We start from the raw sequence: 15471 nt of genomic DNA on the forward strand, positions 1-15471 counted from the left end.
TGTGTTGAGATAATGATATAAGACATTCAAAAAAAACGGACTGCGCTCCCTCGACGCACTCCCCCGACAGCCCCCCATCCGCCCCGAGATACACGGGTAAATATTGTAGACCGCCCTCCCGTCCCGGTCAATCGCCCCGGGAAAAAGCCCCGGGAAAGGCTCCAGAAACCGTCCCTCTGGACGACTGGCGTTAAAAAAGGGCGGAAGCACCGCTTCCGCCCCTTACATGTAATGCAGCCTGTTCTAGTGACCGCCGCCCGCGAAGGTGACGGATATACCGTACAGGGTCTTGCCCGCATTGATGGCGAAGTTGAACAAGGGAGCCGGAATCATGCCGATTACCAACACAGCCGCGGCGAGCATGCCCGCTCCGGCCGAGGCGAACCAGCCGTTGTCGGGCGGGGCCACCTGGCTGGGCGTCTTCTCTTCGGTGAAGGCGTGCCGGAACAGGGCCAGGTAGTAATAGATGGCGATGGCCGAGTTGACCACCAAAGTGATGACCAGCCAGTTGTAGCCGTGGTCCCAGGCCGAGGTGATCAAGAAGAACTTGCCCATGAATCCCATGGTCGGCGGCAGGCCGACCAGGGCAAACGCTCCGGCGGCCAGCGAGAACGCCAGGACCGGAGCCTTTTTGTACAGGCCGTTCAGATCGCTCAACTTGAGGTTGCGGCCGTCGGAGGCCACGCGGCTGACGATCCAGAATACGAGCAGGTTCATGACCAGGTAGGCCATGCCGTAAAAGGCGGCCGCGGCGATCCCCTCGGGAGTGCCCGAAACCAAGCCGACCATGATGTAGCCGGCATGGGCCACGGACGAGAAACCGAGCAGGCGCTTGATGTCCGTCTGGGCCAAGGCCGACAGGTTGCCGAAGGTCATGGAACACGCACCGAGCACCGCCAGGATGGTGGTGATCTCCAGGCCGGGCTTGAGGAGCACGGCCAGGCGGCACAGGACCACGATGGCGCCCATCTTGGGCATGGTCGCCACGAACGCCGCAGTCTCGTTGCTGGCGCCCTGATAGACGTCCGGGCACCAGAAGTGGAACGGGAACAGGGCCAGCTTGAAGAACATGCCGCCCAGGAAGAGCGACAGGCCGACAACGGCCATGGGCTGGTCGGCGAACGACCAGGACTTGTTCATGAGCTCGGCGATGTAGGTCGTATGCTGGGTGGCCATGATGTAGGACAGGCCGTACAGGGCCAGGGCCGTGGCGACCGCGCCGAACATGATGTACTTGATGCCCGCCTCGGCCGCGCCCTTGTCCTTGGCGCGCAGCGGAATGACCGCGTACATGGAATACGAGGCCAGCTCCAGGGCCAGGTAGATGGTGATCAGCTCCACGGAAGAAGCGAGCAGCATCAGGCCGAAGGTGGAGAAGCCGAGCAACATGTAATAATCGGCCCGCTTGCCCTCTTCAAGCGTCGGCTGACGCGAGGCGTTGAGCACGACCACGTAGAACCCGAAGGTAATGACGATCTTGAAGAACTGGGACATGAGGTCCACTTTGTAGACATCCCAGAACATGGTTCCGTGCAGGTGGAAGCCCGTGATGGTCACGAAGAAGGCGGCGCAGGCACCAAAGGGCAACCACCGCTCAACGGGCGGTTTCCACTCCCTGGTACCCAGCGACTGGACCATGAGGGTCAGGACCAGGCAGAGGAAGAACAGTTCCGGGACAAGCGCAGTGATGTTGAAGTTCACGTCGTTAGCCCCCTATTCCTTTTCCGCCAGCAGACCCAAGACGTCTGCGGCGGCTGTTTGCATGGGCTGTTCGGTTTCGACGACAGCGACCTTGCGCTTGTCGAAGTCATTGAGCAGCTTGTCGACCGACGGGTCGATGATATTGAAGAACGGCGCGGGCGCCAAACCGATCCAGAGCACGAACACGGCCGGGATGGTCAGGTAGATCCACTCGCGGGCATTGAGGTCGCGCCAGGTCTTGGCGGAACTGGGCTTGCCCCAAGCCATCTTCAAGGAAACGCGGAACATGTAGGCCGCGCCCAGCAGCGCGCCGGGAACCAGGAACATGCCGATGAACGGCGACACCTGGAAGGCGCCGATGAAGACCAGAATTTCGCCCACGAACCCGTTGGTTCCGGGGAACCCGAGGGAGGCCAGCGCCATGAGGCCCCAGAAGAACATGAAGGCGGGCATGTATTTGCCCAATCCCAGGTTCTTCGAGATCTCGCGGCTATGGCTCCGCTCGTAGACAGCGCCGATCATCATGAACAGCGCGCCGGTGACGATGCCGTGGTTGAGCATCTGGAAGAGCGCGCCTTCCACGCCACGCTGGTCGAACAGGAAGATGCCGAGCGTCACGAAGCCCATGTGACCCACCGAGGAGTAGGCGACCAACTTCTTGATGTCGGACTGTCCGAGGGCGATGGCTCCGCCGTACAGGATGGACGCGATGGAGATGGCGATCATCATGGGGGCGAAGTACTGGGAGGCCGCCGGGGTCAACGGCAGGCAGAAGCGCAGGAACCCGTAGGTACCCATCTTCAGCAGCACGGCCGCCAGGATGACGGAACCGGCCGAAGGCGCCTGCACATGGGCCGCGGGCAGCCAAGTGTGGAACGGGAACATGGGAACCTTGATGGCAAAGGCGAGCGCCATGGCCAGGAAGGCCCAGAACTGGAAGCGGAAGCTGAAGTTCATCTGCATCAGATCCGGGATGGAGAAGGTCCCGCCCGTGATCCGGAAGGCCACGATGGCCGCCAGGAGCAGAGTGGACCCCGCCAGGGTGTACAGGAAGAACTTGAGCGACGCGTACTTGCGGTCGTCGCCGCCCCAGACCGCGATGAGCAGGTACATGGGGATAAGCATGGCTTCCCAGAAGACATAGAACAGGACCAGGTCGAGTGCGCAAAACACGCCGAGCACCGCCGAGGTCATGAACAGCAGGCAGAAGTGGAATTCCTTCTCCCGCTTGCCGATGTAGGTCCAGGAGCACATGACGCACAGCGGCAGGACCGCAATGGTCAGAAGGACCATAAGTATGCTGATCCCGTCGATGCCGAGATAGTACTGAAGGCCCCATTGGTGGACCCAGTCGATTTTCTCGACGAACTGGAAGTCAGCGTTCAGTTTGAAGCCCATGAGCGGCACAGCAAGCAGACATTCGATGAGGGACACCGCCATGGTGTAGTACCTCACCACCTGCGGAGCCCGCAGGAAGAAGAGTCCGCACGCCGCAATGAGCGGGAATGCGATCAATATCGTGAGTACCGGATATCCGAAGTCCAAAATGAGCTCTCCTTAGATTGTCCGGCTTAGCCGAAGTACCAAACCAGGGCAAAGATGCCCAAGCCGAGAACGGCGGCCATCGCCAGGTAGTCCTGCAGGTTGGCCGTTTGGGCCTTGGCCCCCAGCCTGCCGAGATTCCTGACGGTGTAGGCGCTGCCGTCCACCACTGTGTCGATGCCCTTCTTGTCGAACCAAGAAGTGCCTCTGCCCATGCCGATGAGACCCCGCAGGCCGACGGTCCGGTAGACCTCGGTCCAGACGTCGTCAACCTTGGACGCGGGCCAGCATATGGCGCGCATGGTCACCCTGCCGATGAGGCGGTAGAACCAGTCGAAGTCCAGGTTGAGCGCCTTGTGCGGCGTAATGATGTAGCGGGTCAGGTAGAAGGCCAGGCCGGAGAAGCCGAGCAACAGACCCGAGTTGATGACCTTGTCGATGGTCCAAGGCTGGAAGGCGTGTCCTTCCACCGCCATGGGCAGGTACTTATAGAGCATATGCGGGTAAACGCCCTGCGCGATGCACAACAGGCCGCACAGCGCCATGCCCACGTACATGTTGACGGGCAGCGGCTTGACCTCGCCCTCGTATTCCTTTTTACGCCCCCAGAACGCGAAGTATGGGAGCTTGATGCCCACCGATATGAACGTACCGACCGCGGCGATCTCCATGCCCAGGGCAAGGAGGGTGCGATGGTGTTCGGCGGCGCCCGCAATGGTCATCGTCTTCGAGATGAAGCCGTTGAACAGCGGCATGCCGGAGATGGACAGGGCCGCGACCATGTACCAGACCATGACCCAGGGCAGCTTGGTGGCCAGGCCGCCGAGCTCATCCAGCTTGGCCGTGCCGACCGAGTACAGGATCGCGCCGGTGCCCATGAAGAGCAGCCCCTTGTAGAGGATGTGCGCGTAGGCATGGGCCACGGCGCCGTTGATGGTCATGGCCGTGCCGATGCCGATGCCCGCGACCATGTATCCCACCTGGGAGACGATGTGGTAGGACAGGATGCGCCGGGCGTTGTTCTCAATGCACGCGAAGAGCACGCCGTAGACCGCCATGACGGTTCCGGCGATGGCCAGGACCTCCCAGCCCGCAAAGCCGCGGCAGAGCACATAGACCGCAGTCTTGGTGGTGAAGGCGCACATGTATACCGCACCGGCCACGGAGGCCCGAGGGTAGGCGTCGGGCAGCCAGGCGTGCAGGGGCACGACGGCGGCGTTGACGCAGAAGCCGGTCAGGATCAGCCAGTCGTACAGCTGGGCCTCGGCCGGGTTGACCAGGTCAAAGGCGAAACCGCCCGTGGCCTTGTATTTGAGCAGCAGGCCGGCCAGCAGGAACAGGCCGCCCACGGTGTGATACAGGAAGTAGCGGAAACCGGCTCCAACGGACTCCGTGGTTCTGGCCTGCCAGATCAGGAAGGTCGAGCCGATGGACATCAACTCCCAGAACAGGAAGACCGTCAGCAGGTCGCCCGCGAACACGCAGCCGAAACCGCCCGCCACGTAGAGCGAGGCGCAGACATAGTGTCCCTTGTCCTCCACGTGCATGCCGTAGATGCAGCCGATAAAGGAGATGATGGCGAAGACCTGGCCGAAGACGATGGACAGCTTGTCCACACGCCCGAAGATCAGGGCCTGATCAAGGTAATGCAGTTGACCGTAGGCGCCCGCCTCCACCGTGAAGATGGAATAGAGGGCGATAAGCGGCGCGAGGATCGCCAGGGCGCCCCGCAAGGATTTGCTCTTCCACAGGCTCGCGGGCACGAACGGCACCAGCAGAGCGAGGAGAAGAAAGCCCGCAGCGGGGTGGATAAAAACATCAGTCCCCATAGTAGTCCTCCTTGCGGGCGATGAACGGCTGGACGATCTTCTTCATGATAATGACCATGGCCAGCCCGACGACAAGGCCGAATCCGGCCCAGAACCCGGGGTACCCGTCGAAACCGAAGTGCGGGTGGTGCGTGACGAACGGGATGTTGAGCAGCACGAGCACGCCCAACACGACGAAGAAGATGGTCCTCCACGTCTTCCAGTTGTCTCTCCATTTGGCGAGAAGCTCGCCCAATCCTTTCTGTTGACTCATATATACCCCCCTAGAACTTGCCGAACGCGTTGACGAAGTTCAGGAATGTCTGCGGATACAGACCCAGGAACACCGAGATGAATGCTGTGATGCACAGCGGAATGACCATGGTCATGGACGGCTCGTTGTACTGGCCGATGTTGGCCTCCGGACGGGGCTTCTTGAAGAAGGCCCGGTAGGTGATGGGAACGAAGTAGCCCGCGTTGAGCGCCGTTGACAGAAGCAACGCGCACAACAGCGGCCACTGGTGCGCATCGAGCGTGCCGTTGACCAGATACCATTTGGAAACGAAGCCGCAGACCGGCGGCATGCCGATCATGGACAGGGAGGCGATGCCGAACGCCCCGAAGGTGAACGGCATACGGCGGCCCAGGCCGTCCATGAGACTGATCTTCTTCAGGTGGCAGGCGACGTAGATGGCGCCCGCGGCCATGAAGAGCGTGATCTTGGAGAAGGCGTGGTGGGCGATGTGCATGACGCCGCCCTGTACCGCCGAGTCCACCAGCATGGTCACGCCGATGACGACGTAGGAGAGCTGGGCCACGGTCGAATAGGCGAGCCGCGCCTTGATGTCGTCCTTGGTCAGGGCGATGAACGAGGCCACCGTCAGCGTGAAGGCCGCGATGTAGGCGGTGCCCATGCCCATACTAAGGTCGCCGAGCCAGGTGCCGGGCGAACCGATGTAGATCTGGCTCATGGTCAGGGCCGCGGCGGTCTTGGTCCCGAAGGCCGAGAGCACTATGCGGCTGACGCAGAAGACGCCCGCCTTGACGACCGCCACAGCATGCAGCAGGGCCGAGACCGGGGTGGGCGCGACCATGGCCGACGGGAGCCAGTTGTGGAACGGCATGAGAGCCGCCTTGCCGATGCCGAGGATGAACAGCCAGTAGGTGAGAGTCACCAGTCTGGGATGCGCGGCGATGACCTGGGCGGAGAACATACCGTGTTGGATGTCGGTCAGATTGAAGTCGAGATTGCCGACCAGCACGTAGGTCAGGACCATGGCGGGCAGGAGGAAGAGCTTGGAGGTACCCATCAGGTAGACGATGTACTTCCGGGCGCCGACCTTGGCCTCCGCGTCCTCATGGTGGTAGACCAGCGGATAGGTGAACACGGTAATGATCTCGTAGAAGAGATAGAGCGTGAACACGTTGGCCGACAGGGCCACGCCCACGGCGCCGAAAATGGCCACCGCGAAGCAGACGTAGTACCGGGTCTGCGCGTGCTCGTTGAGCCCGCGCATGTAGCCGACGTTGTAGCTCGTCACCAGAAACCAGAGGAACGGGGCGATCAGGGCGAAGACCATGGACAGCCCGTCCACGGCAAAGGCGATGTTGATGCCCGGCAGGATGGTGGTTACGTGATAATAGAGGACCTGTCCGGAGAGGACCTTCGGCGCCATCCAGAGCACCGAAGTGAAGGTCAGGAACGCACCGATGAAGCTGATCGCCTCCCGCCGGTTCTCATCCCCCCGACAGAGATAGATGAAAAGCGGCGTGAGGAGCGTGAACACCACCGGCAGAAGAATTGGACTATATGTCGTTACACCTTCCATCATAGCTATTCCTTCAGGGTAGTGATGTCACTGGATTTGGCGGATTTGAAACGCCGCGCAACCACCACGATCATGGCCAGGACCAGCGTGGCTTCGGCTGCGGCCAGCCCCATGACGAACAGGGTGCCGAGTTGCCCCATGACCGCGCTGAAGTCGGTCAACTGCGCGGCCGCCACCATGGACAGCCCTGCGCCGTTGAGCATCAGCTCCACCGAGATCAGCATGCCGACGAGGCTCCGGCGCTGGGTCAGGCCAAACAGGCCCGCGCACAGGAGGATCAGGGCGACGAGTTGGAATAAGGTCAATGCGCTCATTATTTCTTCCCCCTCTTTTCCCAGACCAACAGGACGGCGCCGGACATGGCGACCATCAGGATGACCGAGATCAATTCGAAGGGCAGGAAGTAGGATCCGAGCAACCCTTCACCGAGCTGCTTGATGGGCACTTCCACGGGCACGGCCACGGATGCTGCGGGCCGGGTCATGATCATCCAGCCCAGCAGGGCCGCCGGGGTCATGGTGGCCGCCAGGCCGAAGATGTAGCGCTTCATGGGCGCCTTGTCGGCCTCGTCGCCGCCCTGCTCCGCCCGGGTCAGCATGACCGCGAAGAAGATCAGGACGCTGACCGCGCCGACGTAGATGAGCAATTGCATGAAGGCCATGAAGGGCGTGGCCAACAGCAGGTACATCCCGGCCACGCCGACCAGCGTGGTGATCAGCCCGATCAGGGCGCGCACCAGGCTGCTGCTCGACACGGCGAGGACGGCCCCGCCAAGAATGACGAGCGTGTACACGCCGAATGCTATTTTTGCCAAGACTTCCATATTACGCCTCCTTCTCCGCCGCGGCCGCAACAGCCTCGGTCTTGTGGACAGGCGCGGAGAGTTCCGTGGCCTGTGCCTTGAGCCGGGCGAGAAGATCGAGTTTCATCTCTTTCCTGGAAGTCGCCACCCAATAGATGTCATTGGAGAATCTCAGCGACTTGGCCGGACAGTTTTCGATGCAGGTGCCGCACAGCGAGCACAGGCTGTAGTCATAGATGAACTTGGCCGGATTCTTGGGGGCCTTGGGCTTGGCGACCTTTTCCCCCGCTTCCTCGGCCGCCTTCATGGCCGCCTCCTCCGCAGCAGTGGGCTTGGGAGGCTTCGACTTGACCACGGTCAGGCATTTGCTCGGGCAGTTGGTCACGCACATCATGCAGGAGATGCATTTGGGCATGGCCGGGTCCTTGGACTTGCCGATGAGTTCGACATGCCCGCCGTATGTACGCAGGTTCTCGTCGTCGAGGACTTCTCGCGGATAATGGACCGTGATCAGGGGCTTGCAGAAGTACTTGCCCGTGATCTTGAGTCCGACGATCAGGCTCCAGCAATCGAGAATCGGCTGAATGACGTTTTCCTTGAATTTACCCATATCTCTCTACCCCTACAACTTCATGATCAGCGCGGTGGCCAACAGGTTGAACGTGGCCAGCGGCAACAACCATTTCCAGTTGATGTTCAGCAGCTGGTCGAAGCGCACGCGAGGGAAGGTCCACCGCGCCCATATCATGAAGGACAACAGGGCGAAGGTCTTGAGGATCATCCACCACCAACCGTCAACGCCGGGGAACGGGCCGTGATAGCCGCCCAGGAACAGAACGGAGCAGACGGAGCACATGACCACCATGTAGCCGTATTCGGCCAGGAAGAAGAGGCCGAAGCCCATGGCCGAATACTCGGTGTGGAAACCGGCGGTCAGTTCGGACTCGGCCTCGGCCAGGTCGAACGGCGCGCGGTTGGTTTCGCCGAACATGGCCACCAGGAAGATCAGGAAGGCCAGAGGCTGTTTGAAGATGTACCAGTTCCAGATGTACCCGGCCTGCAGGTTGGTGATCTCCGTCAAGTTCAGGGTGCCGGTCATAAAGGAAATAGCCAGCACCGTCAGAAGCAGCGGAATCTCGTAAGCCACGGTCTGGGACACGGCGCGGGCCGCACCCAGCAGACCCCATTTATTATTGGAGGACCAACCCGCCAGGATAACGGCCAAGGCGCTGAAGCTGGAAAAGGCCAGGATCAGCAGCAGGCCGAGGTTGACTTCCATGCCCGTCAGGATCGGGCCGTAAGGGATGGGCATGTAGAGCAGCATCACCGGGATCATGGACAGGAGCGGGGCCAGCCAATACAAGACCGCGTCCGCGTTATCCGGGGTGAGGAGCTGTTTGCCCATAAGCTTCAGGCCGTCGATAAGCGGCTGGAGGATACCATGCGGACCGACCTCGAAGGGACCGGGCCGGCGCTGGATGTGGCCGGCGAACTTGCGTTCGCAGTAGACCCACACCAGGGCGTTGAGGCCCAGCCATATCATGGCCGCAATGACCGCGATAACCAGGGGAATCAGGTGTTGTAAGAATGCGTTCATGAATTACACCTACCTGTCGATTTCAGGAATGATCAGGTCCAGGCTGCCCAGAATGGCGACGGCGTCCGCAATGAGCGTGCCGGTGGCGGCCTCGACAAAGGCGTTCAGGTTGGACAGGCCGGGCGCGCGCAGCTTGATGCGATACGGAACCTTGCCGCCGTCGGAGACGACGTAGACGCCGATCTTGCCGCGGCCGCCTTCCACGCAGAAGTAGGCCTCGCCGACGGGCGGCTTCATGGACGGCTTGGGCGCCTTGTCCATGATGTACTTGCCCTCGGCCGACGGCAGTTGCTCCAGGGCCTGCTCGATGATGCGCAGGGACTGTTCCATCTCCGCCAGGCGGACATGGTAGCGTCCGGCCGAGCAGCTGGTGTCCTGCGTCGGGATCTCGAAGTCGAACCGGTCGTAGACCGAGTACGGCTCGTCCCGGCGCACGTCGAAAGGCACGCCCGCTCCCCGCAGTACGGGGCCGGTGCAGCCGTAGCGGCGGCACATGTCCTGATCGATGATCCCGATGCCCTCGATGCGGCGGCGCAGGATGAAATTCCCGGTAACGAGATCGTGATACATGGGCAGCCGTTCCCGGAAGTGCGGGATGAACGCCTTGATCAGTTCGATACATTTATCGTCCATGTCCATCTGCACACCACCGACGCGGAAGTTGCTGTAGGTCAGCCTGGAGGCCGACGGCCTTTGCAGGATGTCCAAGATCATTTCGCGGTCTTCGAAGGCGTACAGAATGGGGGTAAAGGCCCCCAGGTCGAGGATGTAGGCGCCCCACCACAGCAGGTGGGAGGCCAGGCGGTTGAGTTCGGTCATGATGACGCGAAGGTATTCCGCCCTTTCGGGCACCTCGATGCCCATCAGTTTTTCGACAGCGCCCACGTAGGCCCAGTTCCAGGCCATGGCGTGTCCGTAGTCTACGCGGCCCATATTGGGGATAAATCCTCCCCAGGTCTGGGTCTCGCCCATTTTTTCATGCATGCGGTGCAGGTAGCCCAGCACGGGCTCGGCGCGGACGATGTATTCGCCGTCCACCTCGATCATAACCCGCAAGACACCGTGCGTTGACGGATGCTGCGGGCCGAAGTTGATGATCAGGGTTCCGTCCTGCTTCCCGGCCTCGAACTTCTGGGTGTAGAAATCACCCTTCATTTGTTCTAAATTCTGGTAAGCCGACATACACTCTCAGTCCGGTTTTTAATACCGACCGGTCGCCCCGGCCTACGCGTCGGAGGCCTCCCCGGCCTCCGCTTCCGCAAACAACTCCTCGACTTCCGCAGAACAGGACTCGATTTCTCCCAGGGAAAGCAGGTCCTTGATGGACTTGCGCACCTTGTCGGTCTTGCGCAGCGGAAAAAGATCCCGGTCCTCCACCGCCAAGAGCAACGGCACAAGGTTGGGATGGCCCTCGAACACGACGCCATGGAAGTCGCGAGTCTCGCGCTCATGCCAGTCGGCGCCGTCGAAGACGGACGTGATGGACGGAATCACCGGGTTGTCCTTGCCGATCAGCACTCGGAGGACGACCCGTTCGTTGATGGTCCATCTATTGAAATGATACTGCACCAGGAACCCCTCTTCCAGGTCCAACGCGAAGATGTCTTCGAGAGAATACTCCGCCTCGTACAGTTTCCGGGCGGCCTTGACTATCTGGCCCGGCGCCAGAAAGACCGACCAGGCCTGCCCCGTGGCCGCCGGGTCCTGTTTGGCGACGCACTGGGTCGCCACTCCTTCCAAAGCCTGCAACATGGCTAACCCTCCACCTTGGCGGCGACGGGCCACCAGCGTTTACCAGTGATCAGACGCTGCAATTCAAAGAACCCCTCGAGCAGCCCCTCGGGCCTGGGCGGGCAGCCCGGCACGTAGACATCCACAGGGATGAGCGTGTCCACGCCCTGGATCACGTTGTAATTGTCCTTGATCTTAAAGGGCCCCCCGGAAATGGCGCAGTTGCCCATGGCGATGACCCACTTGGGTCCGGGCATCTGTTCGTAAAGCCGGACCACCGACGGGGCCATCTTCTTGTTCACGGTGCCTGCCACGATCATGACGTCGGACTGGCGCGGGGAGGGCCGGAAGACCTCCGCCCCGAACCGAGCCATATCGAACCGGGCCATGCCGGTAGCCATCATTTCGATGGCACAGCAGGCCAGTCCGAAGGTCATGGGCCACAGAGACATGGCCCGGCAGACGTTCATGATGTCCTGGGCCAACTTCATGTTGACCAGCGGCGGGTCCATGTGATGATTGCCCGCCGTCAGGAACTCCTTTTGCACTACTGAATCCTGCGCGGCCATGTGAACACCCCTTTCGCCCAAAAATAGATGACGGAAAAAATAAGAAAGAACAGGAAAATGAAGACCTTTACGAAGGGAACCCAGCCCTCGGCGTCAGCATACGCCGTGGAAACCGGGAACAGGTAAAGGACGTCAACGTCGAAGGCCAGGAAGATCAGGGCGTATACATAATATGATACGCCCCACCTGGACCACGAGCTGCCGTAGGGAACCATGCCGCACTCGTACGGCATGCCGATGTCCCCGCCCCGTGCTTGGGGGGCAAGCAGCACAGCAAGCAACAACGGCCCGACGGCGAAGAGCACGCCGCCAAGCAAAAACAATACGATTGCAAAATGCAGCCAGTCGAAAAGCATACCCCATCCTTTGGCAGTAAATTTGCGGGAATCTTGAAACAAAAAAATTTTCAAGAATTAACGAGTTCCATGCCCCGAAAAAAGCGGCAAGTCAAGCACCTTGCGCTTTTTTTCGTAAAGAACCCACCTCCTAAGTATGTAATTTTCTTCACTCTGCTCCGAAACCCGCCGGACGGGCTTCCAACCGTCCATTTCCCCTCCCCAACGGAGTTGAATTCCACTTTTGCGGCCACGAAAAAGGAGCGTTCCGCCCTGCGAAACGCCCCTGAAAAAACCGGAAAACAATCCTGTCGCCGACCTACTCCGGCGTGTCGTATTCGGCGAAGGTGCCGTAATCGGCCCGCCCTTTCTTCTTGGCTCCGTACATGGCCGCGTCGGCCCGACTGATCAGGGTCACGGTGTCCTTGCCATCGTCGGGGTAGAAGCTGATGCCGACAGTCGCCCCGATGTTCAGCGCCCGGCCGCCGACTTCGTAAGGCTGCCGCACCATGTCCAGGAGGTTGCGGGTAAAGCTCAGAGTGCCCTGCTGATCCGTAATACCGGACAGAAGGATGCCGAATTCGTCCCCGCCCAGACGAGCCAGGGTATCGGATTCGCGGGTTCGCTGTTGCAGCCGCTCGGCCACCTGGCAAAGCAGGTCATCGCCGGTCTGATGGCCATAGGTGTCGTTGACCTGCTTGAAATTGTCTAGATCGACGAAGAGCACGGCCACCTTGGTCTCATAGCGCTTGGCCACGGCCAGGGCGTGCTCCAGGCGATCGAAGAAGCGATGCCGGTTGGCGATGCCGGTCAGGCTGTCCCGGGTGGCAAGCTTCTTGAGTTCAAGCTCCACATTCTTGCGCTCGGTGATGTCCTCAAGGACCCCCTCGATGAATTCGTCGCCCAAATCGTTGCGGATCACCCGGGAGGACTCCGAACACCAAACGACCTCCCCGTTGCGCCGTTGCAGGCGGAACTCAAAGCCGGTCACGGCCCCGCTGTGCGCCAACAGCTCCCGATAGAGCCGCCGCTCGGCCTCCTCGGGCATGACCCGATCGCGAAACCCGGGCCTGCCGAGCACCTCCTCCATGCGGTCATAACCGAGAATACGCAGCATGGCCGGGTTGGCCTCCAGCAACTCTCCTTCCCAAGTGCACTGAAAAATTCCCTCAATGGCCCGCTCGAATATGGAGCGGTATTTTCCCTCGGCCACGCGCAAGGCGGCCTCGGTGAGACGGCGCTGCTCCACCTCCTGCGTCAGCAGAATCTTCTGGCGGTGCATTTCGAGAAACGCCCGAACCTTGCTGATGAGGATGTCCATGTCCACGGGCCGGAACAGGTAGTCCACGGCCCCGGTCTCGTAGCCTTGGCGGACGTTTTCCTCGTCCTGGAAAATGGCGGTGATGAAAATAATCGGCACGTGGCGGCTGCGTTCGTGTTCCTTGATCCTGGCCGCGGCCTCATATCCATTCATGCCGGGCATCTGAATGTCCAGCAGAATCAGGGCGAAATCGTCGTTGCGGGCCAGGTCCACGGCCTCCTGGCCGCTGTCGGCCTGGATCACCTCGCACTCCACGTCGCGGAGCATGTGGTTGAGCAGGGCCAGATTGGTCCGCGAATCATCGACGATAAGGATCTTCAACTGATTGATCATGTCGCCCCCCTCAGGCGCTCGTTCCTCCGGCCACGGCGACCCTGTTGAGCCGGACGCCGCCATCCACCGGTTCGCCCTTGAGCACGAAATCGAAACGGTCCAGGTCCATGCACAGGTCGAAGTCCGCCTCCGGGCAATCATCCCGGGTCTCGTCGAAAAACTTGGCCGCCGTATCCACGTCCCGCAGGAAATTCTTCAGCGTCTTGAAACTGTTCGGATACTCCTCGATCTCATTCTTGATGTACATGGCGCACATCATGTCTTCCTGGGCGCGCATGACCCCGCCGGTCCCCATGGCCACCAGGGTGACCACCTCGGGATTCCGGGCCCGGACGTAATCCACCACAGCCTGCGCGTTGACGAAGGACCCCATGATAACCTCGTCCGCCTCGGTGCAGACCATCAGCCCGCGCGTGCCCGCGTTGGTCACATGGATCAGGGTTTCGCCCCGGATATCCGCCTGCTCGATGAGCGCCGGGGAGTTGAGATAGTCGAATTCCCGGGGAGGGACGTCCACCAGTTCACCGATGACCTTGCCGCCGCGCTCGGCTGCCATGGCCCGGGCGCGGTCCAGGCTGTCGGTGACTATGTACTCGGCAGCCCCACCGGCTGCCAGGAAGCAGCCCAGGGTGGTGGACCGGAACACATCCACAATAACGACCAACCCCTTGGCACGCTGTGCGCCGGACAAACACTCAACCACATTCACGATCATCGGGAAATCCTGTCGGTTCTGCACCGGGCCCCTGTTCCTAAACCGCCTCAACCTCTTGAATATCATGCGGAACATGGCCACCCGAAGCCGGTTTATCATTTCTCTTAAACCTGCAACGCGGAAACAGTAAAGGGTTTTCCACCCGGTTGATGGCCCGCTCATCTTGTTGCAACTTGGCGACATGACGAAAAATCGCGTATTGGTTACCGGCGGCTCGGGTTTCCTCGGTTCGCACCTGTGCGAACGACTCCTGGACATGGGCCGCGAGGTCATTTGCGTGGACAATTTCTTCACCGGAAACAAGGACAACATCCTGCACTTGCTGGACAACCCATTTTTCGAGGTGGTCCGAAACGACATCACCTTCCCCTCTACGTGGAAGAGGACGGAATTTACAACCTGGCCTGTCCCGCCTCGCCCATCCACTATCAGCACGATCCGGTCCAGACCACCAAGACCTCGGTTCACGGGGCCATCAACATGCTAGGTCTGGCCAAACGCCTGCGGGCCAAGATATTTCAGGCCTCCACCTCAGAGGTCTACGGCGACCCCAAAATCCATCCGCAACCCGAGAGCTACTGGGGCAACGTCAACCCCATCGGCCTGCGCTCCTGCTACGACGAGGGCAAGCGTTGCGCCGAGACCCTGTTCTTCGACTACCACCGCCAGCACAAGCTGCGCATCAAGGTCTGCCGCATCTTCAACACCTACGGCCCACGCATGGCCATGGACGACGGCCGGGTGGTCTCCAACTTCGTGGTCCAGGCCCTCCGGGGCGAAGACATTACGATCCACGGCAGCGGGGAGCAGACACGCAGCTTCTGCTATGTTTCGGATCTGGTGGACGGCATGATCCGGTTCATGGAGGATACGGACGACGGATTCATCGGCCCCATGAACCTGGGCAACCCCGACGAATTCACCATCCGCGAACTGGCCGAAACGGTCATCGACCTGACCGGCTCGCCCTCGAAGATCATCTACAACCCCCTGCCCTCGGATGATCCCATGCAGCGCAAGCCGGATATCGACCTGGCCCGCGAAACCCTGGGCTGGGTTCCCACCATGGATTTGCGCACAGGCCTGGCCCGGACCATCAAATATTTCGAGGACGAACTCCGGTCCCTTTAATCGTCCTTGCCCGCAACGCGAAGGGGCCGGGGGACATTCATCCCCCGGCCCCTTCGT

General features: G+C 60.8%; 16 protein-coding genes and 1 pseudogene. 1 reads left to right on the plus strand and 16 read right to left on the minus strand.

Features of this window, described 5'->3' with window-relative positions; genetic code table 11:
- Nucleotides 1–243: 243 nt before the first annotated feature.
- The 16 genes from J0909_RS01140 to J0909_RS18515 all read right to left on the minus strand — a co-directional run bounded on the left by J0909_RS01140 (nt 244) and on the right by J0909_RS18515 (nt 14602).
- A complete protein-coding gene (locus tag J0909_RS01140; RefSeq protein ID WP_207259762.1) occupies nt 244–1701 on the minus strand; it encodes an NADH-quinone oxidoreductase subunit N in 1458 nt (485 codons plus the stop codon).
- Between the two features lie 12 nt (nt 1702–1713).
- Nucleotides 1714–3249, minus strand: a complete 1536-nt coding sequence (locus tag J0909_RS01145) for a complex I subunit 4 family protein (RefSeq protein WP_353616721.1) — start codon at nt 3247–3249, stop codon at nt 1714–1716.
- 23 nt (nt 3250–3272) lie between these two features.
- Nucleotides 3273–5072 carry a Na(+)/H(+) antiporter subunit D gene (locus J0909_RS01150; RefSeq protein WP_207259764.1) on the minus strand — a complete coding sequence of 600 codons (1800 nt, stop codon included), beginning with the start codon at nt 5070–5072 and terminating at the stop codon, nt 3273–3275.
- Nucleotides 5062–5325 (minus strand): hypothetical protein, encoded by a 264-nt coding sequence (locus J0909_RS01155; protein WP_207259765.1) that lies wholly within the window; start codon nt 5323–5325, stop codon nt 5062–5064. Before J0909_RS01155 ends, J0909_RS01150 begins: the two co-directional genes overlap by 11 nt.
- A 10-nt stretch (nt 5326–5335) precedes the next feature.
- Nucleotides 5336–6883, minus strand: a complete 1548-nt coding sequence (locus tag J0909_RS01160; protein ID WP_207259766.1) for a monovalent cation/H+ antiporter subunit D family protein — start codon at nt 6881–6883, stop codon at nt 5336–5338.
- Nucleotides 6884–6885: 2 nt separating this feature from the next.
- A complete protein-coding gene (gene nuoK / locus J0909_RS01165) occupies nt 6886–7194 on the minus strand; it encodes an NADH-quinone oxidoreductase subunit NuoK (RefSeq protein ID WP_207259767.1) in 309 nt (102 codons plus the stop codon).
- Nucleotides 7194–7703 (minus strand): NADH-quinone oxidoreductase subunit J family protein, encoded by a 510-nt coding sequence (locus tag J0909_RS01170; RefSeq protein ID WP_207259768.1) that lies wholly within the window; start codon nt 7701–7703, stop codon nt 7194–7196. Before J0909_RS01170 ends, nuoK begins: the two co-directional genes overlap by 1 nt.
- 1 nt (nt 7704) lies before the next feature.
- On the minus strand, nt 7705–8292 hold the full coding sequence (locus J0909_RS01175) for a 4Fe-4S binding protein (RefSeq protein WP_207259769.1): 588 nt from the start codon (nt 8290–8292) through the stop codon (nt 7705–7707).
- A gap of 12 nt (nt 8293–8304) precedes the next feature.
- On the minus strand, nt 8305–9279 hold the full coding sequence (gene nuoH, locus J0909_RS01180; protein WP_207259770.1) for an NADH-quinone oxidoreductase subunit NuoH: 975 nt from the start codon (nt 9277–9279) through the stop codon (nt 8305–8307).
- Between the two features lie 9 nt (nt 9280–9288).
- Nucleotides 9289–10461 (minus strand): NADH-quinone oxidoreductase subunit D, encoded by a 1173-nt coding sequence (locus tag J0909_RS01185; protein WP_207259771.1) that lies wholly within the window; start codon nt 10459–10461, stop codon nt 9289–9291.
- A 42-nt stretch (nt 10462–10503) separates the two neighbouring features.
- Nucleotides 10504–11031, minus strand: coding sequence for an NADH-quinone oxidoreductase subunit C (locus J0909_RS01190; RefSeq protein WP_207259772.1), 528 nt, complete (start codon nt 11029–11031; stop codon nt 10504–10506).
- Between the two features lie 2 nt (nt 11032–11033).
- Nucleotides 11034–11579, minus strand: coding sequence for an NADH-quinone oxidoreductase subunit B (locus J0909_RS01195; RefSeq protein WP_014321488.1), 546 nt, complete (start codon nt 11577–11579; stop codon nt 11034–11036).
- Nucleotides 11558–11935 (minus strand): NADH-quinone oxidoreductase subunit A, encoded by a 378-nt coding sequence (locus J0909_RS01200; protein WP_207259773.1) that lies wholly within the window; start codon nt 11933–11935, stop codon nt 11558–11560. Before J0909_RS01200 ends, J0909_RS01195 begins: the two co-directional genes overlap by 22 nt.
- Nucleotides 11936–12233: 298 nt before the next feature.
- On the minus strand, nt 12234–13568 hold the full coding sequence (locus J0909_RS01205; RefSeq protein ID WP_207259774.1) for a GGDEF domain-containing response regulator: 1335 nt from the start codon (nt 13566–13568) through the stop codon (nt 12234–12236).
- Nucleotides 13569–13578: 10 nt separating this feature from the next.
- Nucleotides 13579–14283, minus strand: coding sequence for a 2-phosphosulfolactate phosphatase (locus J0909_RS01210; protein WP_207259775.1), 705 nt, complete (start codon nt 14281–14283; stop codon nt 13579–13581).
- A 37-nt stretch (nt 14284–14320) separates the two neighbouring features.
- The gene (locus J0909_RS18515) at nt 14321–14602 is read right to left on the minus strand and encodes a hypothetical protein (protein WP_353616722.1); all 282 of its coding nucleotides are present in this window, start codon (nt 14600–14602) and stop codon (nt 14321–14323) included.
- Here J0909_RS18515 and J0909_RS01215 point away from each other — a divergent pair.
- Nucleotides 14483–15414, plus strand: a pseudogene (locus J0909_RS01215) (UDP-glucuronic acid decarboxylase family protein). The gene J0909_RS18515 and the pseudogene J0909_RS01215 sit on opposite strands and share 120 nt — an antisense overlap.
- Nucleotides 15415–15471 lie beyond the last annotated feature (57 nt).

Source organism: Desulfovibrio sp. Huiquan2017 (assembly GCF_017351175.1).
Lineage (GTDB): Bacteria > Desulfobacterota > Desulfovibrionia > Desulfovibrionales > Desulfovibrionaceae > Pseudodesulfovibrio.

Bases quoted from the DNA above. Each gene is read 5' to 3' on its own strand.
- J0909_RS01150 (WP_207259764.1), bottom strand. From the start codon at position 5,072: ATGGGGACTGATGTTTTTATCCACCCCGCTGCGGGCTTTCTTCTCCTC.
- J0909_RS01155 (WP_207259765.1), bottom strand. From the start codon at position 5,325: ATGAGTCAACAGAAAGGATTGGGCGAGCTTCTCGCCAAATGGAGAGAC.
- J0909_RS01160 (WP_207259766.1), bottom strand. From the start codon at position 6,883: ATGATGGAAGGTGTAACGACATATAGTCCAATTCTTCTGCCGGTGGTG.
- nuoK (WP_207259767.1), bottom strand. From the start codon at position 7,194: ATGAGCGCATTGACCTTATTCCAACTCGTCGCCCTGATCCTCCTGTGC.
- J0909_RS01170 (WP_207259768.1), bottom strand. From the start codon at position 7,703: ATGGAAGTCTTGGCAAAAATAGCATTCGGCGTGTACACGCTCGTCATT.
- J0909_RS01175 (WP_207259769.1), bottom strand. From the start codon at position 8,292: ATGGGTAAATTCAAGGAAAACGTCATTCAGCCGATTCTCGATTGCTGG.
- nuoH (WP_207259770.1), bottom strand. From the start codon at position 9,279: ATGAACGCATTCTTACAACACCTGATTCCCCTGGTTATCGCGGTCATT.
- J0909_RS01185 (WP_207259771.1), bottom strand. From the start codon at position 10,461: ATGTCGGCTTACCAGAATTTAGAACAAATGAAGGGTGATTTCTACACC.
- J0909_RS01190 (WP_207259772.1), bottom strand. From the start codon at position 11,031: ATGTTGCAGGCTTTGGAAGGAGTGGCGACCCAGTGCGTCGCCAAACAG.
- J0909_RS01195 (WP_014321488.1), bottom strand. From the start codon at position 11,579: ATGGCCGCGCAGGATTCAGTAGTGCAAAAGGAGTTCCTGACGGCGGGC.
- J0909_RS01200 (WP_207259773.1), bottom strand. From the start codon at position 11,935: ATGCTTTTCGACTGGCTGCATTTTGCAATCGTATTGTTTTTGCTTGGC.
- J0909_RS01205 (WP_207259774.1), bottom strand. From the start codon at position 13,568: ATGATCAATCAGTTGAAGATCCTTATCGTCGATGATTCGCGGACCAAT.
- J0909_RS01210 (WP_207259775.1), bottom strand. From the start codon at position 14,283: ATGATCGTGAATGTGGTTGAGTGTTTGTCCGGCGCACAGCGTGCCAAG.